The organism is Streptomyces sp. 351MFTsu5.1, assembly GCF_000383655.1.
Lineage (GTDB): Bacteria > Actinomycetota > Actinomycetes > Streptomycetales > Streptomycetaceae > Streptomyces > Streptomyces griseorubiginosus.
This window is the reverse complement of record NZ_KB911778.1, coordinates 84,326-101,801: the sequence shown is the minus strand read 5'-3', so window position 1 is coordinate 101,801 and position 17,476 is coordinate 84,326. Positions and strand designations below refer to the sequence as shown.

17 protein-coding genes are annotated in these 17,476 nt (G+C 71.2%); 11 read left to right on the top strand and 6 right to left on the bottom strand.

Annotation, left to right across the window (positions count from 1 at the left end):
* Positions 1-313 precede the first annotated feature (313 nt).
* Positions 314-1,753, bottom strand: a complete 1,440-nt coding sequence (gndA, locus tag H295_RS0110105) for an NADP-dependent phosphogluconate dehydrogenase (protein WP_020135241.1) — start codon at positions 1,751-1,753, stop codon at positions 314-316.
* 286 nt (positions 1,754-2,039) lie between these two features.
* On the opposite strand from gndA, the gene H295_RS0110100 reads away from it, so the two are divergent.
* On the top strand, positions 2,040-3,206 hold the full coding sequence (locus H295_RS0110100; protein WP_020135240.1) for a transglycosylase family protein: 1,167 nt from the start codon (positions 2,040-2,042) through the stop codon (positions 3,204-3,206).
* On the opposite strand, the gene H295_RS0110095 is transcribed toward H295_RS0110100, so the two are convergent.
* Positions 3,196-4,335, bottom strand: a complete 1,140-nt coding sequence (locus tag H295_RS0110095) for a DMT family transporter (RefSeq protein ID WP_020135239.1) — start codon at positions 4,333-4,335, stop codon at positions 3,196-3,198. The genes H295_RS0110100 and H295_RS0110095 overlap by 11 nt on opposite strands.
* A gap of 210 nt (positions 4,336-4,545) precedes the next feature.
* Between H295_RS0110095 and H295_RS0110090 the strand changes: the two genes are divergently transcribed.
* From H295_RS0110090 to H295_RS43050, 4 genes are read left to right on the top strand one after another with little or no spacing between them, the layout of a single operon-like run.
* The gene (locus H295_RS0110090) at positions 4,546-5,289 is read left to right on the top strand and encodes a (2Fe-2S)-binding protein (protein WP_020135238.1); all 744 of its coding nucleotides are present in this window, start codon (positions 4,546-4,548) and stop codon (positions 5,287-5,289) included.
* A 39-nt stretch (positions 5,290-5,328) separates the two neighbouring features.
* Positions 5,329-6,483, top strand: a complete 1,155-nt coding sequence (glgA, locus tag H295_RS0110085) for a glycogen synthase (RefSeq protein ID WP_020135237.1) — start codon at positions 5,329-5,331, stop codon at positions 6,481-6,483.
* Positions 6,484-6,532: 49 nt separating this feature from the next.
* Positions 6,533-7,753, top strand: a complete 1,221-nt coding sequence (glgC, locus tag H295_RS0110080; protein ID WP_028809223.1) for a glucose-1-phosphate adenylyltransferase — start codon at positions 6,533-6,535, stop codon at positions 7,751-7,753.
* Positions 7,754-7,757: 4 nt separating this feature from the next.
* Positions 7,758-8,210: a GNAT family N-acetyltransferase gene (locus H295_RS43050; protein WP_020135235.1), complete on the top strand. Its 453-nt coding sequence runs from the start codon at positions 7,758-7,760 to the stop codon at positions 8,208-8,210.
* A 438-nt stretch (positions 8,211-8,648) separates the two neighbouring features.
* On the opposite strand, the gene H295_RS0110065 is transcribed toward H295_RS43050, so the two are convergent.
* Both H295_RS0110065 and add read right to left on the bottom strand, forming a co-directional pair.
* Positions 8,649-9,638 (bottom strand): Rieske 2Fe-2S domain-containing protein, encoded by a 990-nt coding sequence (locus H295_RS0110065; RefSeq protein WP_106960808.1) that lies wholly within the window; start codon positions 9,636-9,638, stop codon positions 8,649-8,651.
* A gap of 332 nt (positions 9,639-9,970) precedes the next feature.
* On the bottom strand, positions 9,971-11,008 hold the full coding sequence (gene add / locus H295_RS0110055) for an adenosine deaminase (protein WP_020135232.1): 1,038 nt from the start codon (positions 11,006-11,008) through the stop codon (positions 9,971-9,973).
* A gap of 203 nt (positions 11,009-11,211) precedes the next feature.
* Here add and H295_RS43045 point away from each other — a divergent pair, with 203 nt between their 5' ends.
* The 4 genes from H295_RS43045 (at position 11,212) to H295_RS0110035 (ending at position 15,039) form a co-directional block, all read left to right on the top strand.
* Positions 11,212-11,622, top strand: a complete 411-nt coding sequence (locus tag H295_RS43045; protein ID WP_020135231.1) for a hypothetical protein — start codon at positions 11,212-11,214, stop codon at positions 11,620-11,622.
* A 163-nt stretch (positions 11,623-11,785) separates the two neighbouring features.
* Positions 11,786-13,114 carry a wax ester/triacylglycerol synthase family O-acyltransferase gene (locus H295_RS0110045; protein ID WP_028809222.1) on the top strand — a complete coding sequence of 443 codons (1,329 nt, stop codon included), beginning with the start codon at positions 11,786-11,788 and terminating at the stop codon, positions 13,112-13,114.
* A gap of 105 nt (positions 13,115-13,219) precedes the next feature.
* A complete protein-coding gene (locus H295_RS0110040) occupies positions 13,220-14,725 on the top strand; it encodes an SDR family NAD(P)-dependent oxidoreductase (RefSeq protein WP_020135229.1) in 1,506 nt (501 codons plus the stop codon).
* Between the two features lie 83 nt (positions 14,726-14,808).
* Positions 14,809-15,039 (top strand): hypothetical protein, encoded by a 231-nt coding sequence (locus H295_RS0110035; RefSeq protein ID WP_020135228.1) that lies wholly within the window; start codon positions 14,809-14,811, stop codon positions 15,037-15,039.
* 5 nt (positions 15,040-15,044) lie between these two features.
* Here the strand turns inward: H295_RS0110035 and H295_RS0110030 are convergent, their stop codons facing one another.
* Positions 15,045-15,836: an SDR family oxidoreductase gene (locus tag H295_RS0110030; RefSeq protein ID WP_020135227.1), complete on the bottom strand. Its 792-nt coding sequence runs from the start codon at positions 15,834-15,836 to the stop codon at positions 15,045-15,047.
* A 25-nt stretch (positions 15,837-15,861) separates the two neighbouring features.
* Complete coding sequence (locus H295_RS0110025) at positions 15,862-16,212, bottom strand: hypothetical protein (protein ID WP_020135226.1); 351 nt, start codon at positions 16,210-16,212, stop codon at positions 15,862-15,864.
* 468 nt (positions 16,213-16,680) lie between these two features.
* Here H295_RS0110025 and H295_RS46610 point away from each other — a divergent pair, with 468 nt between their 5' ends.
* The gene (locus H295_RS46610) at positions 16,681-16,854 is read left to right on the top strand and encodes a hypothetical protein (RefSeq protein ID WP_007386357.1); all 174 of its coding nucleotides are present in this window, start codon (positions 16,681-16,683) and stop codon (positions 16,852-16,854) included.
* Positions 16,855-16,905: 51 nt separating this feature from the next.
* Positions 16,906-17,388, top strand: coding sequence for a GNAT family N-acetyltransferase (locus H295_RS0110015; RefSeq protein WP_020135225.1), 483 nt, complete (start codon positions 16,906-16,908; stop codon positions 17,386-17,388).
* Positions 17,389-17,476: the final 88 nt, after the last annotated feature.

Below are 17,476 nucleotides of genomic sequence, written 5' to 3'. Positions count from 1 at the left end.
GCTGGAGGACCTGATGACCAACCCGTACCCCGACCCCGTCCCCCCGGGTCCCACCCCGGGCCCCGGGCCGGTCCCCACACCGGGTCCCGCCCCGGAACCCCCGTCACCCCCGAGCCCGACCCCGACCCCGGGCCCCGGGCCGAGCCCGGCTCCCGACCCGGCGCCGTCCCCGGTCCCGCCGGGCCCCGACCCCGTTCCGCCCGGCCCCGAGCCCGTGCCGAACCCCGAGCCGGGACCGCCGCTCAGCTGACGGAGACCACGGACAAGAGGGGGACCACCGCCAGGTGGTCCCCCTCTCTCGTCCGCGCGATGCTCAGCCCGTCACCTCGGACCGGTCCCCGCCCCACAGCGTGTGGAACGAGCCGTCGCGGTCCGTGCGCCGGTAGGTGTGCGCACCGAAGAAGTCACGCTGCCCCTGCGTGAGGGCCGCGGGCAGCCGCTCGGCGCGCAGCGCGTCGTAGTAGGCCAGCGCCGCCGAGAACCCGGGCACCGGAACCCCCTGCCGCGTCGCCGCGATGATCACGTCACGCCAGTCGTCCTGCGCGTCGGCGATCTCCTGCGCGAACGTGTCGTCGGAGAGCAGGCTCGGCAGGTCCGCGCGGGTGTCGTACGCCGAGCGGATCCGGTCCAGGAAGGCCGCCCGGATGATGCAGCCACCGCGCCAGATCGCGGAGACGGCGCCCAGGTCGATGTCCCAGTCGTACTCCTCACGCGCGGCCGCGATCTCGTGGAAGCCCTGCGTGTACGACACGATCTTCGAGGCGTACAGCGCCTGCTCGACCCGGTCCGCGAAGGCACCCGCCTCGGACTCGGACAGGGGCGACGCCTTGGGCCCGGCGAGTCCACGGGACGCCTCCCGCAGCTCCGCGTGGCCGGACAGCGAGCGCGCGAAGACGGCCTCCGCGATACCGGAGACCGGGACACCCAGGTCCAGCGCGATCTGCACGGTCCAGCGGCCCGTGCCCTTCTGCTCGGCCTGGTCCACCACGACGTCCACGAACGGCTTGCCGGTCGCCGCGTCCACGTGGGAGAGCACCTCGGCGGTGATCTCGATCAGGTACGAGTCGAGCCGACCCGTGTTCCAGGTGCGGAAGATGTCGGCGATCTGGGCGGGGGAGTACCCGGCGACATCGCGCAGCAGCTGGTACGCCTCGCCGATCAGCTGCATGTCGGCGTACTCGATGCCGTTGTGCACCATCTTCACGAAGTGCCCGGCCCCGTCGGGACCGACGTGGGTCACGCACGGCGAGCCGTCCGCCGCCTTCGCGGAGATCTTCTCCAGCATCGGGCCGAGCGAGTCGTACGACTCCTTCGGGCCGCCCGGCATGATGCTCGGGCCGTTGAGCGCGCCCTCCTCGCCGCCGGAGACGCCCATGCCGACGAAGTGGATGCCCTGCTCCCGCAGTTCACGCTCCCGGCGCCGGGTGTCCGCGAAGTGGGCGTTGCCGCCGTCGATGATCATGTCGCCGGGCTCGAGCAGCGGTGCGAACTCCTGGATCACCGCGTCGGTCGGCTCCCCGGCCTTCACCATGATGACCAGCCGGCGCGGCCGCTCCAGGGCCGCCACGAACTCCTTGGCGGTCTCGGCCGCGATGAAGTCGCCCTCGCTCCCGAACTCCTCGACCAGGGCGTGCGTACGCGACGCGGTCCGGTTGTGCAGGGCGACCGTATAGCCGTTGCGGGCGAAGTTGCGGGCCAGGTTGCGGCCCATGACCGCGAGGCCCGTGACGCCGATCTGCGCTGTAGTGCTCATACGGTGTGGCTCCTAAAGCATCCGTTATCGGTGGTGCCGGTCGTCCGACCAGTATCGACCCTGGCCATCCTGACGTGCCGGTACGGCGTGCGCACGTCCGGGGTGTGCAGCGTTACGCAGGCACATACGCACGGAACCCCCCACCCGCCTCAGCCGTCTCCCAACTCGGCGGGGAAGCCGCCCGCTTGAGCCGCGGCTCGGCTGGTTGCCGTCTTGTCATGGCCTGTTCGCCGCGCTTACTTTTGCCCCTCCTGGCGCAGGACCCATGTCGTAGGGGGAGGCCTCCATGGCCGTACGAGGCCGGCACCGCCGGTACCAGCCCAACAGGATCAACCGCGCCTCGCTCACCGTCACGGCGGGCGGGGTCGGGATCGCGGTCCCGCTCATCGGCACCGGCACGGCCCACGCGGCCGACGTGGACACCTGGAACAAGGTCGCCGCGTGCGAGTCCAGCAACAACTGGAGCATCAACACCGGCAACGGCTACTACGGCGGGCTCCAGTTCACCCGGTCCACCTGGGAGGCGTACGGCGGCACGCGCTACGCGGCCCGTGCGGATCTGGCCACCAAGGAGCAGCAGATCGCGGTGGCCGAGAAGGTGCTGGACGGACAGGGGCCGGGCGCCTGGCCGACGTGCTCGGTGCGGGCCGGGCTGACCCGGGGCGGCGGCACCCCGGACATCGAGCCCCTCGGCGAGACGTCGGCCGCCGTGCGCGACGTCCGGCCGCAGACCACCCCGCAGTCCCGCGCCGGTACCGCCCGGATGTACACCGTGGTCCGCGGCGACTCGCTCTCCGGGATCGCCGACGCCCACAAGGTCCGCGGCGGCTGGCGGCAGCTCTACGACACCAACCGGCAGACCGTCGGGGCCGATCCCGACCTCATCCTGCCCGGGCAGCGGCTGAAGCTGCGGGCCCCCGCCGGTACGACCACCACCGCCGACCCCGTCTCCTCCAAGAAGACGTCCTCCAAGAAGGCGTCCCCCTCGAAGGCGTCCCCCTCGCGGACCACGGAGAAGAGGGAGAAGACCGAGGAGAAGGCGCACGGCACCGGGCTGGTCGCCCCTGTGAACGCCTCCCTCGGAACCCCCTACCACAAGGCGGGTTCCGCCTGGTCGAAGGGCTACCACACCGGTGTCGACTTCGCGGTGCCCACCGGGACCACGGTGAAGGCGGTCGCGGCCGGCAAGGTGGTCGCCTCCGGCTGGGGCGGCTCCTTCGGCTACCAGGTGGTCATCCGGCACGGCGACGGCCGCTACACCCAGTACGCCCACCTGTCCGCGATCTCCGTGAAGGCCGGGCAGACGGTCGGCGCCGGACAGCGCATCGGCCGCTCCGGGTCCACCGGCAACAGCACGGGCCCGCATCTGCACTTCGAGGTGCGCAGCGGGCCCGGCTTCGGTTCCGACATCGACCCGGTGGCGTACCTCCGGGCCGGCGGCGTCAGGATTTGACCCGGGTGCGGTGCCGGTCGAGCACGGGCACCGGGATGTATGCGGCGCCGTAGAACGGGCCGTAGTACGTCGGCGGTTCGGCGCCCGGCACCGGATGCCCGCCCGACGGGCCGTCCGCCAGGACCGCCTTCGGGGCCGCGGGGGCCGGCACGAGCAGCTCCTCGCGCAGGGCGGCGACCTGTTCGACGAGCACGCCCTCGCGCACCAGCGCGTCGGCCGGTGCCTCCGCCGGTGACTCGGCGGGCGCGGGCAGGAACACCTTGTCCTGCCCGGCCGCCACGGGCTCCGCCTCGGCGTGGGTGCGCTGGATCCGCTCCGTGGTGAGCAGGATCAGACCGCCGGCCGCCACCACACCGCAGCTCAGGGCGAGCGCGGTGCCGGTGGTGCCGTAGCGGAAGGTCTCGCCGAACATCGTGATGCCGACCGCGGCCGCCACCACCGGGTTCACGACCGTCAGGGTGGCCAGCGGCGCCGCGAGGCCCGCACCGCGGTAGGAGGCCTGCGACAGCATCAGACCGGCCGTGGCCAGCGCGCCGATCGCGGCCAGCGAGGGCAGGTCCGCCGTCGCGATGCCGCCGCTCCAGTCCACGGCGACCGTCTTGGTGAACACCGAGGACATGCCGAACGCTATGCCCGACGCGGTCGCCAGCAGCACACTGCGCACCACCGGGTGCCGGTGCGCGGCCCGGCCCGCGATCATCAGCGCGACCACCGCGGCGGCCGTGACCAGCGCGGCGAACACCCGCTGGGTGGTGCCCAGCGACTGCGCGTCGGACGCGCCCACCAGGGAGAGCAGACCGGCCAGACCGACCGTCGCCATGATCGCGCCCCGCCAGGCGGTGGCCCCGGCCCTGCGGCCCACGAACAGCGCGGCCATCGGCAGCGCGAACACGATCGTCAGGGCGCCCAGCGGCTGGACCAGGCTCAGGGGACCGTACGCGAGCGCCACCACGTGCAGCAGTCCGCCCAGGCCGTTCAGCGCGACCGCCGCCCACCAGCTCGGCCGGCGCAGCGGCGCGTACTGCTCGTCGGGGTGCGACACGGCGACCTGCTCCTGCACGATCGCGCCGCCCGCGTAGGCGACGGCGGAGACGAGGGACAGAAGCACGGACAACGCGAGGGCACTCATGAGCAGCTCCTCTGCGTGAGGCGTGGGCGGTGTGCCCGGCGCGACGAACGGTCGTCTTCCATGACCAACACGATGCCCGTAAAAGTTCTTCCCGTCGTCGTACCTGAGCAGGCAATGGGTCCTACTGCCGATGGAGTACAAAACGGTCCGTGTCCTCCCCTGGGCGGGTGACACGGGGTGGAGGGCCCCTGCTGGGTACCCCTAGGGGCCTTGGTACTACTGCTGGTCGTGGACCTCGACCCGGAACTCGCGGCGCTGCGACCGCTCGGCGCCTTCTTCGTCCTACGCACGATCGGCGACCCCGCCGCGACCCCGCGCCCGGCGCTGCCGACCCTCGCACAAGTCTACGAGAACGTGTCGTCGGATGTTTACGGAAATGTGCTGACTTTTCGTATCCGGAAGGTCGCCGACGCCCTGGACGCCCCCGAGCCCCGGATCGCGGCCTCCATCGCCCACCTGGGCCTCGCGGCCCGACTGTGGTCCGTGGCGCTGGGCTGCGCGGTGGTCTACGGCCGGATTCCCGACCTGTCGCCCGGGCGCCTGCTCTGGGACCCCGACGGCAGCGCGCCCGACGACCTCCGGCTCGCTCCCCAGGGACTGGGGGAGTCCCTGCCGGGCGACGCACGGACCCTCGCCGACGTCGTCCTGCACGGCCACCTCGAACCCCTCGCGGCCGCCCTGCGCACCCCGTACCGGCCGGCCGGCGGACTGCTGTGGGGCAACGCGGCCTCGGCGCTCGTCGGAGCCGTCCGGCAGCTGGGCCCCCACGGCACCGGCGCCCGCGCCCTCGCGGCCGAGCTCCTCGCCCATCCGCTGCTCGAAGGCACCCTCGACCCCCGCACCCTCCGCCGGCGCAGCTGCTGTCTGTACTACAGGTTGCCGGGAGGCGGCGTGTGCGGTGACTGTTGCTTCACACGAGCCCCGCGCTCTTCCCCGCGCGGCACATCTGGGTGACCATGAAAGCCGACCAGCCGCAAAGACAGGGGGTTCCGGGTGCGAGTGGGCCTGCTGACCCGGGAGTACCCGCCGGACGTGTACGGCGGCGCGGGTGTCCATGTCGAGTTCCTCGCCCGGGAGTTGAGGTCCCTCGTCGACCTGGACGTGCACTGCTGGGGCGAGGGCCGCGCCGACGGCGTGATCCGGCACCGGCCCTGGTCCGGGCTGGACGCCGCCAACGACGCGCTGCGCACCTTCTCCGTGGACCTGTCCATGGCGGCCGGCCTCGAGGACCGTGAACTGGTCCACTCGCACACTTGGTACGCGAACCTCGCCGGTCACCTCGGCAAGCTGCTGCACGGCATCCCGCACGTGATGACCGCCCACTCCCTGGAGCCGCTGCGGCCCTGGAAGGCCGAACAGCTCGGCGGCGGGTACGCCCTGTCCAGCTGGGCGGAGCGCACCGCGATCGAGACCGCCGACGCGGTGATCGCCGTGTCCGGGGCGATGCGCGAGGACATCCTCGGCTGCTACCCGGAGCTGGATCCGGCCAAGGTCCACATCGTGCACAACGGCATCGACACCGCCCTGTACCGGCCGGACCACGGCACCGACGTACTGGACCGCATAGGGCTGGACCGCGACCGTCCCTTCGTGCTGTTCGTCGGCCGCATCACCCGCCAGAAGGGCGTGCCGCACCTGCTGCGCGCGGTACGGGACATCGACCCGGCGGCGCAGGTCGTGCTGTGTGCGGGCGCCCCGGACACGCCCGAGATCGACCGGGAGTTCCGCGAGCTCTTCGAGGAGCTGAGCCGGGTCCGCGAGGGTGTGCACTGGATCCCGCAGATGCTGCCGCGCCCCGAGGTGATCCAGCTCCTCACCCATGCCGCCGTGTTCGTCTGCCCCTCGGTGTACGAACCCCTGGGGATCGTCAACCTGGAGGCGATGGCCTGCGGGACCCCCGTGGTCGCCTCACAGGTCGGCGGGATCCCCGAGGTCGTGGACGATGGAAGGACCGGTCTGCTCGTTCCTGTCGACGACGCGTTCGAGCCGGCCCTCGCGCGGGCACTCGACTCCGTGATCGGAGATCCGGAGACGGCCCGCCGGATGGGCGAGGCGGGCCGGGAGCGCGCGGTGGGCGAGTTCGGCTGGGACGCCGTCGCCCGGCGCACGGTCCGGCTCTACGAGGAGATCGTCAAACAGGCGTACTAAGCCCCGCACAAGGGCAGGCATGGTTCAAACCAGGGTGAGGGGAGCGGCCATGCGTCGTGGTGGACCTTCGGTGCTCGGCATCGTACTGGCGGGCGGAGAAGGCAAACGCCTCATGCCCCTGACCACTGACCGCGCGAAACCGGCGGTCACGTTCGGAGGCACGTACCGCCTCGTCGACTTCGTGCTCTCCAACCTCGTCAACGGCGACATCCTGCGCATCTGCGTGCTCACGCAGTACAAGTCGCACTCGCTGGACCGGCACATCACCACCACCTGGCGGATGTCGAGCCTGCTCGGCAACTACATCACGCCGGTGCCCGCCCAGCAGCGCCTCGGTCCGCGCTGGTACCTGGGCAGCGCGGACGCGATCCTCCAGTCCCTGAACCTGATCTACGACGAGCGGCCGGAGTACGTCGCGGTCTTCGGCGCCGACCACGTGTACCGGATGGACCCGCGCCAGATGCTCACGCAGCACATCGAGTCCGGTGCGGGCGTCACGGTGGCCGGGATCCGGGTCCCGCGCTCGGAGTCCTCGTCGTTCGGGGTGATCTCCCCGGGCTCGGACGGCCTCACGGTGGAGCGCTTCCTGGAGAAGCCCGCCGATCCGCCCGGTCTCGCGGACGACCCGGAGACCGTGTTCGCCTCGATGGGCAACTACATCTTCACCACCAAGGCCCTGATCGAGGCGCTCCAGCGGGACTACGAGGACGAGAACTCCGTCCACGACATGGGCGGCTCGATCCTCCCGCAGCTCACCGACCGCGGCGAGGCCCAGCTCTACGACTTCAGCGCCAACCACGTCCCCGGCGAGACCAGCCGCGACCGCGGCTACTGGCGGGACGTGGGCACCATGGACGCCTACTACGACGCCCACATGGACCTGATCGCCGAGCGCCCCGCCTTCAACCTCTACAACCGGCAGTGGCCCATCTACACCCACTCCGGCCAGCTCTCCCCGGCCCGGTTCAACGCGGGCGGCATCGCGAGCGAGTCCATCATCAGCGCCGGCTGCCTCATCCGCGGCCAGGTCACCCGCTCTGTCCTGTCGCCCGGCGTCCTGGTCGACCCGGGCGCGGTGGTCCAGGGCTCGGTGCTGCACGACAACGTCAAGATCGGCCGGGGTGCGGTGGTCCGGGGCGCGGTCATCGACAAGAACGTCGAGGTCCCGCCGGGCGCCACGATCGGAGTGAACCCGGAGCGGGACGCGGAGCTGTACACGGTGTCCAAGGGCGGGGTGATCGCCCTGGGGAAGGGCCAGCTGGTGTCATAGGCGGATGCGGAGCAGCAGCGAGGTGACGGTCCGCGCGGTGGGGCAGGCCGACGCGGACGACGTCCTCCGCCTGCTCCGCGCCTTCACCACGAGCCACGTCCCGGAACCGGGCCGCTTCACGTCGGTCACCTTCCCCGCGGTCCTCGCATCCGCGGCGGCCGGCAGGGCCGAGTTCCTGGCGGCCGAGGAGGGCGGGCGCGTGGTCGGGTACGTGTACGCCGTCCGGGTGCCCACGTTGTTCGCCGGGGGCACGGTCCTCGAACTCCTGGAACTCACCGTCGCAGCGGACCGGCGCGGCCGTGGGCTCGGCTCACGGCTGGTCCGCGCGGCGCTGGAGGCCGCCGAGCGGGCCGCCGACGCGGAGGTGTGCGTGCCGACGCGCAGGGCCGCCGCCTTCTACCGCCGACTGGGCTTCACCGAGACGGCCACCTACCTCAAGCGGACCCCCGGCGGCTGAGCGCTGTGCTGTAACCGGCGGCCGATCGCATCCGCCACTTGTGTCCCACCTCATCGATCCATGCCTGTGAAACGGCGGTGAGCGGGTCCCGAAACACAGGAGCGCCCACCACCGGATGTATCAACGTCGGAAGAAGATCAGCGAGTACCTGAGCGAGTTCGGGAGCGGATTCCCTGTTGGCAGCTGTGGTGGCGAGCACCTGGGGCGTCACGTCGCAGCTGAGTTCCGCGAGCGAGACCACCTCGCCGCGTCCTACCTCTAACTGGCCTGCCCCCGTGTCCACACAGCCGGCTACACGACGCCCCTCGTCGGCACACAGATCCGCCATGAGAAGACCGCCGGGTGGCGCGCGGAATGCCGCCGCGCCTGGGGTCCGTTGCGAAAGTCGATCTTGGCCCTGAAATGGGTTAGAGAGACAGCGATCGATCGACCGATCTGTCAGTTGGCCGGATAGAACTGCGCGTACCAGCGGCGCAGCGCCTTGATGCCCTTCTCGTGCGGAAGCAGGACCGGGCGCGCCTGGTGGATTTTGTGGTCCCAGATTCCGACCTCATCGCGGACCTCGCCCAAAGCCTCCGTGCGGAAGACGAGCTTGGCCAGAGGGGTGAGAAACGGCAGCCGGGCCGGTTTGCGGATGTAGTACAGCATCCGCAGTTCGCTGGTGCGGTCATCGACGGGAGTGCTGAGGGCGACGGCGGTCACCGACAGTACGGGGCCATGGGTACGAACCACCATGACGCCGGGCCCGTACATGAACGCGTCGAAGGTGTTGTCGATGACCCGGCCGAGGACGCGGCGCGAGATCCGGCCCCTGACCTCGGCGAACGGGCCTTCCGCCCGCCAGTCCTGGACAGGGGGCTCGCTCTGGCCGTGGATGAAGTGGAAGTGGGACTCATCGACGATGTTCTCGCGCATCTCCTGGATGTGGATCCGTGCCCGGCAGGTGTCATCGATGGGCGCGGCGAACTCTTTCGATCCTGTCTCGGGGATCTCCGGCACCTCCCACGACGGCTCGCCCGGCCCGGCGTGGACGAAGACCAGCCCGCTGTGCTCGCGGACCGGGAACCCGTCGAGGGAGACCTTGGGAGTGCGCACCGCGAACGGTGCCTCCACACACCGGCCGTCGGCATCGAACCGCCACCCGTGGAACGGACACTCCACCGTGCCGGCCACGAGCCTTCCGCCCGCGCCGAGATGCGCGCCGTAGTGCGGGCAGTGCGCGTCCCGTACAGCAGCCCGGCCGTCGGCTCCCCGGAAGGCGATGAGCGCCCGCCCGAAATAGTGCAGGCTGACGACCTTGCCCGGCCGCAGTTCGCGGCTCCGCAGCACGGCGTACCAGCCGTACGGCACGGTCGGCATCGGATACTGGTCGGCTCGGGGATCGCGCGGCAGGGCGGCGAGTTTGTCATGACTGCGACGTAAAGGCATGCGCAGATGCTAGGGGGTGTTTCTAACGTCCGGTGCGGTGCCCGCGGTGTTCGGTGCGTGCCGGGCGCCGTGGGTGCTGAGCGGGACTTTCGAGACACCGCCCGGAGCGCCTGCCTCCAGCGCCACAGAGACCGGGGCGCCCGCCCTTCTCGCCGACCGAATCCACTGCATCGCGCTGTGGGGGCAGGGCGGTTACCTCGTCCGGGAAGTCGCCCGATCAGTCAACCGCGTCCGCGCCGTCGTCCAGCCAGGCCGTGCCGTGGACCAGCCAGCCGAGCCCGCGCACCTCAAGGTTGTCCCGCAATCTCTGGCCGGTGCTTCCAGAAGGCGCCTTATGGTGCGACGGCGGGCATGCCTCTTGGGTCGGGGGGTGTAGTTGCCTCGCTCGGCGTGTCCAGCCATGCACTGATGCGGGTGAGCGCGTATTCCACGGTGGCGCGCGGGGCGCCGGAGGCTTCCAGTGAGGTGCGGGCCACGGCGGCGAGTTGGTGGTCGGTGAGGGATAGTGCGGTGCGGGCTGTTTCGTATTCCTGCAGCAGTCCCGGACCGAACAGCAGAGGGTCGTCGGCGTTGAGGGTGCACTGGACGCCTGCTTGTAGCAGCAGCGGTAGGGGGTGCGCTGACAGGGAGGTGACGACCCCGAGGGCAACGTTTGAGGTGGGGCAGACGTCGAGGACGATGCCTTCCGCGGCCAGGCGGGCAAGAAGAGGCGGGTCTTCGATGGCCCGTACTCCGTGGGCGATCCGTCGGGCGCCGAGTACGTCGAGTGCGGCGCGCACGCCGGCCGGGCCGGCGAGTTCCCCTGCGTGCGGGGCGGGAATAAGCCCGGCATCGCGGGCGATGGCGAACGCCTCGGCGAACGGCTCAGGGCCATGGCGGGCCTCGTCTCCGGCCAGGCCGAAGGAAACCACCCCGTTCTCTGATCGTCTTGCCGCGAGGCGGGCGGTCTCGACCGCTTGCGACGGGTCCGCGTTGCGCCGGGCGAACATCAGGATGCCGAAGCCGACGCCCAGCCGGGCGCCCGTGCGGCGGCCCTCGTCTATCACCTCGTCCAGCAGGTCGAGTGCGGCGTCCGGATCGTCCTCGTAGGTCAGGGGGTTAAGGTGCGGCTCGATCCAGACCGCTCCGTCCGCGGCAGCGTCCTCGACCACCTCGCGTACCAGCCGCAGCAGGTTCCTGCGCGGGCCCTCGCGCACCAGCCGGGCAGCGGCCCCATACAGGGCTCCGAAGTCCTCGAACGAGGTGAAGCCACCTGAATCCGGTGGTCTTTCGCCACGTTCGCCCGCCAGTTCCGCGAGCGTGGCAGGACGCATCGCACCTTCGAGATGAAGATGGAGATGGGCCTTCGGCAGACGGTCCAGGCTTCGCATGGCGCCTCACTCTATGGCCGCCCCCGGCACGGCTGTTGGGAGATGCCACCATCACGGCGTGAGCCTGGCCGACAAGAAGCTCGGCAAGCGTAGGCGTCCGAAAATGAAGCCGTGGTCTGTGCGCGAGTGCAGCACTTCATCCTCGGTCTGGAGGGGGACCGCTGGGAGGCTCGCTCGGCCCGAGGCCGACCGAGGTCGGCGGGTTGCGGTGGGAGTACCTGGATCTGAGGCTCGCCACTCTGGAGATCGCCGTAACCCGGACGATGGCCGGCAACCGGAAGGTCGTGGAGAAGGACGCGAAGACAGAGGCGGGCGAGAGGGTCCTGCCGGTGCCGCTGCCGCTCACGTTCCCGCTGAAAAAGCTCCGTCATCAGCAGATCCCGGAGAAGCTCGCCGCAGGTGAGGCCTACGAGGACACCGGCTGGGCCGTGGTCGACGAGCTCGGCCGGCCGGTCAACACGCGGCAACTGCGCGAACAGGTGTACCGCCTTATGGCGGAACTCAACAGGCGTCAGTTCTGCCTCTGCGGTGCGCGGCACTCATGCTTGAGCTACCTCAAGAACAACGGGGTCCCGGACCACATCCTCGCGGCGGTGCACGGTGACATTTTGTGAGAGAGGCGGACCTCACGAGCCGCCGACTGGGTCGCCGGCCAGGGCGTATGGCGAAACCCGTAGATAACCTGCTGTTAACTGTGCGTAGCTTGATCGTACTTGACCGTAATCGCCGGAGGGCGATTGACTGCTGGTCCACCCGTCGTCGACGCGAGGCAAGCCATTGACTTCAGACCTGCTCGCCCCTCTCGACCTGGCGTTCTGGAACATGGAAACCGCCGAGCACCCGATGCACCTGGGAGCCCTCGGCGTCTTCACGGCGCACTCACCCACCGCGGGCGCCCACGCGGCCGATCTGCTCGCGGTCCGGGCCGCCGCCGTGCCCGGCCTGAGGATGCGCATCCGGGACGCGTGGCCGCTCGGCCTCCCCTACGCCTTCGGGGGCGCCGCGCGCGTGCCCGACCCCGACTTCGACCCGCTCCGGCACGTCCTGCTGCACGCTCCCACCTCCGACTTCCACACCGAGGCGGGCCGGCTCATGCAGCGGCCGCTCGACCGTGACCGCCCGCCCTGGGAGGCACACGTGCTGCCGGGCGAGGACGGTGTCTCCTTCGCCGTGCTCTTCAAGTTCCACCACGCCCTGGCCGACGGACTGCGCGCGCTGACGCTCGCCGCCGCCGTCCTGGACCCGATGGACCTGCCCGAGCGCAGGCCACGCCCCGAGGAGCCGGCCAAGAGCCTGCTGCCGGACGTCCGCAAACTGCCGGGCCTCGTCCGGGGCGCCGTCTCCGATCTCGGCCGCGCCCTCGACATCGGCGCCTGCGTCGCCCTGTCCTCCGTGGCCGTGCGCTCCTCCCAGGCGCTCACCGCAGAGCCGAGCGGCACCCGCCGCACCGCGGGAGTCGTCGTCGACCTCGACGACGTGCACCACGTCCGCAAGTCCCGCGGCGGCACCGTCAACGACGTCCTGATCGCCGTCGTCGCGGGCGCCCTGCGCCGCTGGCTGGACGAACGCGGCGACGGCAGTGCGGGCGTGGCACCCCGCGCGCTGATCCCCGTCTCCAAGCGCCGTCCGCGTACCGCGCACCCACAGGGCAACCGGCTCTCCGGCTACCTGATACGGCTTCCGGTCTGCGACCCCGACCCGCTGGGCCGCCTCGACACGGTCCGCAGGGCCATGGACCGCAACAAGGACGCGGGCTCCAACCGGGGCGCGGGCGCGGTCGCCCTGCTCGCCGACCACGTCCCGGCCCTGGGCCACCGGCTCGGCGGCCCGCTGGTCAGCCAGGGCGCCCGGCTCTGGTTCGACATCCTGGTCACCAGCGTGCCCCTGCCGAGCATCGGCCTGAAGCTCGGCGGCAACCCGGTCACGGAGGTCTACCCCTTCGCCCCGCTCGCCCGCGGCCAGTCCCTCGCCGTCGCGATCTCGACGTACCGGGGACAGGTCCACTACGGCCTGGTCGCGGACGCGGAAGCGGTGCCCGACCTGGACCTGCTCGCCCGGTCCCTGTCCGAGGAGGTGGCCGGACTCCTGTCCGCCTGCGGCTCTTGATCGTTTCCGGATTGCGGGCCCGGCCCGGCGCTGAAGTAAAATTCCGCGTTCGACCAGTGGACGCGGCCCGGGTGCCGCACGGGTGACCAGGGAAACGGCAGCGCGATGACGGTGACAGACGACGGCTCGGCGACCACGCACGAGCCCGGTGACGAGGTCGTGCACGGCCCCGGCATCGACCCGGAGCGGCTGGCCGTCTGCCTGAGCGTGCTCGACGAACTCGACAAGCTGGACGTCGACCACCCCGACGCGATCGCCGTGCGCCGGGCCACCGCCGGGATCTACCGCACCGTCAAGCAGCGCCGCCGGCAGGAGCGCCGGGCTGCCAAGACCGCGCACGACAAGGCGGTCACGGAGGCCACGGCGACCGGCTCCGCCCAGCGCATCGACGACGAGACCGAGGGCATCCTGCCGTCGTCGATCACCGAGGAGGGCAGGATCGCGGGGATACTCCAGCGCCCCCGCTCCTGCTACACCTGCAAGACCCGGTACGTCGAGGTCGACTACTTCTACCACCAGCTCTGTCCGGACTGCGCCGCCCTGAACCGGGCCAAGCGCGACGTCCGCGCCGACCTCACCGGCAAGCGCGCCCTGCTCACCGGCGGCCGCGCCAAGATCGGCATGTACATCGCGCTGAGGCTGCTGCGCGACGGCGCCCACACCACGATCACCACGCGGTTCCCGAAGGACGCCATCCGCCGCTTCAAGGCCATGGACGACTCCGCCGACTGGCTGCACCGGCTGGAGGTCGTCGGCATCGACCTGCGCGACCCGGCCCAGTCCGTGGCCCTCGCGGAGCAGGTCGCCGAGGCTGGCCCGCTCGACATCCTCGTCAACAACGCGACCCAGACCGTACGGCGGCTGCCGTCCGCGTACGCGGCCCTGGTCGAGGGCGAGAGCGCCCCGCTGCCCGCCGGCGAGCTCCCCTCCCACCACGTCATCGGCGCCTTCGGCTCCGGCGCGGTCGACGGGCTGGCCTCGCTGCCCGCCGGCATCTCCGGCATCGACGCCCAGCAGGTCGCCGACCTCGCCCTGGTCGCGGGCAACGCCAGCGTGGCCCGGCACCTCGACGGCACCGCCATCGACGCGGGCGGCCTGGTCCCGGACGTCGTCGACAGCAACACCTGGGTCCAGACCATCGACCAGATCTCCCCGGTGGAGCTCCTGGAGACCCAGCTCTGCAACTACACCTCGCCGTTCATCCTGATCAGCGCCCTGCGCCCGGCCATGGCCGACGCGGCGAAGAAGGCGCGCAGCGGCCGTGCCTACGTCGTGAACGTCTCCGCGATGGAGGGTGTCTTCGGCCGCGGCTACAAGGGCGCGGGCCACCCCAACACCAACGCCGCCAAGGCAGCGATGAACATGGTCACCCGCACCAGCGCGCAGGAGATGTTCCAGAGCGACGGCATCCTCATGACCTCGGTCGACACCGGCTGGATCACCGACGAGCGCCCCCACTACGACAAGCTCCGCCTCGCCGAGGAGGGCTTCCACGCACCCCTCGACCTGGTCGACGGCGCGGCCCGCGTCTACGACCCGATCGTGCGCGGCGAGGACGGCGAGGACGTCTACGGGGTCTTCCTGAAGGACTACGCGCCCGGCAAGTGGTGAGCCGCGGCCGCCGTCGGCCCTGACGTGTGGGCCGACGGCGGCGGGGAACCCGGACCACGGTCAGTTCCCTGCCAGGAGTTGTCATGGCACGTCCACACAGCATCGATCCGCGGGCGTTCGACGACCCGCGCAACCGTTACCCGACCGACGAGGAGTTCTACGCGAGCGACCGCCCGGTCCAGCGCGAGCTCCCCGAGGACCGGCCCCGCGGCGGTGCCTCCGACCGGCTCAGGCACCCGTGGAGCTGGGGCATGATCGCGCTCGTCGTCTTCGTGTGCCTGATCGTCCTCGTGGGCATCGCCCTGTTCCCGTGACTCCCTCATGAGCGCGGCGGGGCGGACGACCGCAGCCGGTCATGGACGGCGTACCCGCCCGGGCGCGCCGCCCGCACCCGGGTGCCCCCGTCCACCAGCAGATCCGCCCCGGTGATCCACCCGGCGGCGTCGGACGCCAGCCACACCACGGCCCGCGCCACGTCCTCGGGCTCGCCGATCCGCCCGAGCGGCAGCTCGACGGGCCCCTGCTCCCACACGAACCGCGCCATCTCGGTGCGGACGAGCCCGGGGGAGACGGAGTTGACCCGCACCCGGGGAGCCAGCTCGCCCGCCAGCTGCTGGGTGAGATGCAGCAGCGCCGCCTTGCTGGTGCCGTAGGCGCCGACGTTCGGCCCGACATGCGCGGCACCCTCCGTGCAGATGTTCACCACCGAGCCGCCGTGCTCCCGCAGCCATGCCCGCCACGCCTCGCGCACCAGCCGCAGTGGAGCCTCCACGTTGACGGTGAACGCCTCGCGCCACGCGTCCGGGTCGACCTCCATGAGGGGGCCGTACGGCTGGTTCGTCGCCGCGTTGTTGACCAGCACGTCGAGACGGCCGAACTCGCGCAGGACGAGGTCCACGGCCGCGCGCGGATGGTCCGGATCGGCGACGCTGCCCGCCAGCCCGATGCCGCCCAGTTCGCCGGCGGCCCTGCGGACGTCCTCCCGGTCCCTGGCCGTGACGCACACCAGCGCCCCGGCTTCGGCCAGTTGCCGCGCGACCTCGAACCCGATCCCGCGGGTGCCGCCGGTCACCAGGGCTGCCCTGCCGTTGAGTCCGTACGACGACGTCATCGCCGTACCGTCTCATGACGAACCGTCAGTCGACAGACTCCAGGCGGGAGTTGTGTGCGGCGACCAGTTCCAGGACGGCCCGCCAGTCCTCCAGGACGCCCGCGTCGAAACGGGCCGTCAGGCCGTCCTCGCCGGCCAGCCGGAGCAGGTCGTCGTCGGTGGTGGGGCCGTGGTGGCGCAGCAGCCGGTGGACCCGGTCGCCGAGCAGGCCGCGGAACGCCTCGGCCGCCGGTCCGAGGCCCAGCAGCAGGCCGGCCACCTGGAGCTCCTTGTCGGCGGGCCGGCTGCGACGCAGCAGCGCGGCGGTCCGCAGGGCGTGTTCGCTGCCGCAGGCGTGCAGCAGATCCATCAGCTCGTCGACACTGCGCAGTTCCATACGTCAGACCTCCCGCCGGGCCGGCCGTTGCCACGGGCCAGCACAGCATGGGCGCCTTGCGATTCGGCCAACGGGACCTGAACTGCGCGACCGCGGGGCTCGCAGGCCCGGACGATCCCTAGGCCGAACGGGTGACTTCAGGAAGGGGTATTGAATGACAAATCGGCCGGAAAAAGGCCGAAAGAACACAGTCGAATTGCAATGGTTACACCTTGTTTTCGGCCCCTATCGAGCGCGCCCCCGCTCATCTGGTTAGTCTGTAGCGGACGGACGGCAGCACGGGGTCCCACCCACACCCACAGTCCGTCCCGGGACAAGCCGTTCACCATGGCCTGCTCTCACCTGAGTTGCCGGCGCCACCGCGTCCGAACCCGATCTCGACCCAGACCCGAGCGGACGTCCAGGCACCGGACCGTAGGTTGACAGGTACCCGTCCCGAGGGTGAGCCCGACACATAAGGAGTGCGCGGTGACACCGGAGAAGACGAATCGCGAACAGCGCCCCAAGGAACGCCCGGAGCGCGCGGGCCGACGGCCCGGGGACATCGGCAGTCTCGACGTGTGGGCGCGCTCCGCCCCCATCCGTCTCGCGGGGTACGAGGACGACCTCGCCGAGCCCCACATCCTGCCCAGCGTGGACTGACCGCAGGACCCTCGCGATCGCCGACGGCATGGGCGTGGAAGACTCGCGCCCATGCTGATCAGAGAAGCCGCGGCCGACGACTGGCCGCGGATCTGGCCTTTCTGGCACCGGATCGTGGCCGCCGGCGAGACCTACGCCTGGGACCCCGGCACCTCCGAGGAAGCCGCCCGCGCCCTGTGGATGAACCCGGCCAAGCGCGTCTTCGTCGTCGAGGACGAGACCGGCGCGATCGTCGCCTCGGCCTACGTCACCCCCAACTACGGCGGTCCCGCGGCCCGGATCGCCAACGCCGGCTTCATGGTCGACCCCGACCGGAGCGGCCGCGGCTACGGCCGTGCCCTCGCCGAGCACATCCTGGCGGCCGCCGCGGCCGACGGCTACCGGGGCATGGTGTTCAACGCCGTCGTCGAGACCAACCCCGCCGTAAGGCTCTGGACCTCGCTCGGCTTCACCGTCCTCGGCACCGTCCCGGACGCCTTCGAACACCCCCGGCACGGCCGGGTCGGCCTGCACATCATGCACAGGGCTCTCTGAGGTCACCTGACACGGGCGGGCCGGCCACGGAGGTATACAACCGGGCGGCCACACTGTTGCCTTGGTGGTACGACAGGTGCCGGACCCC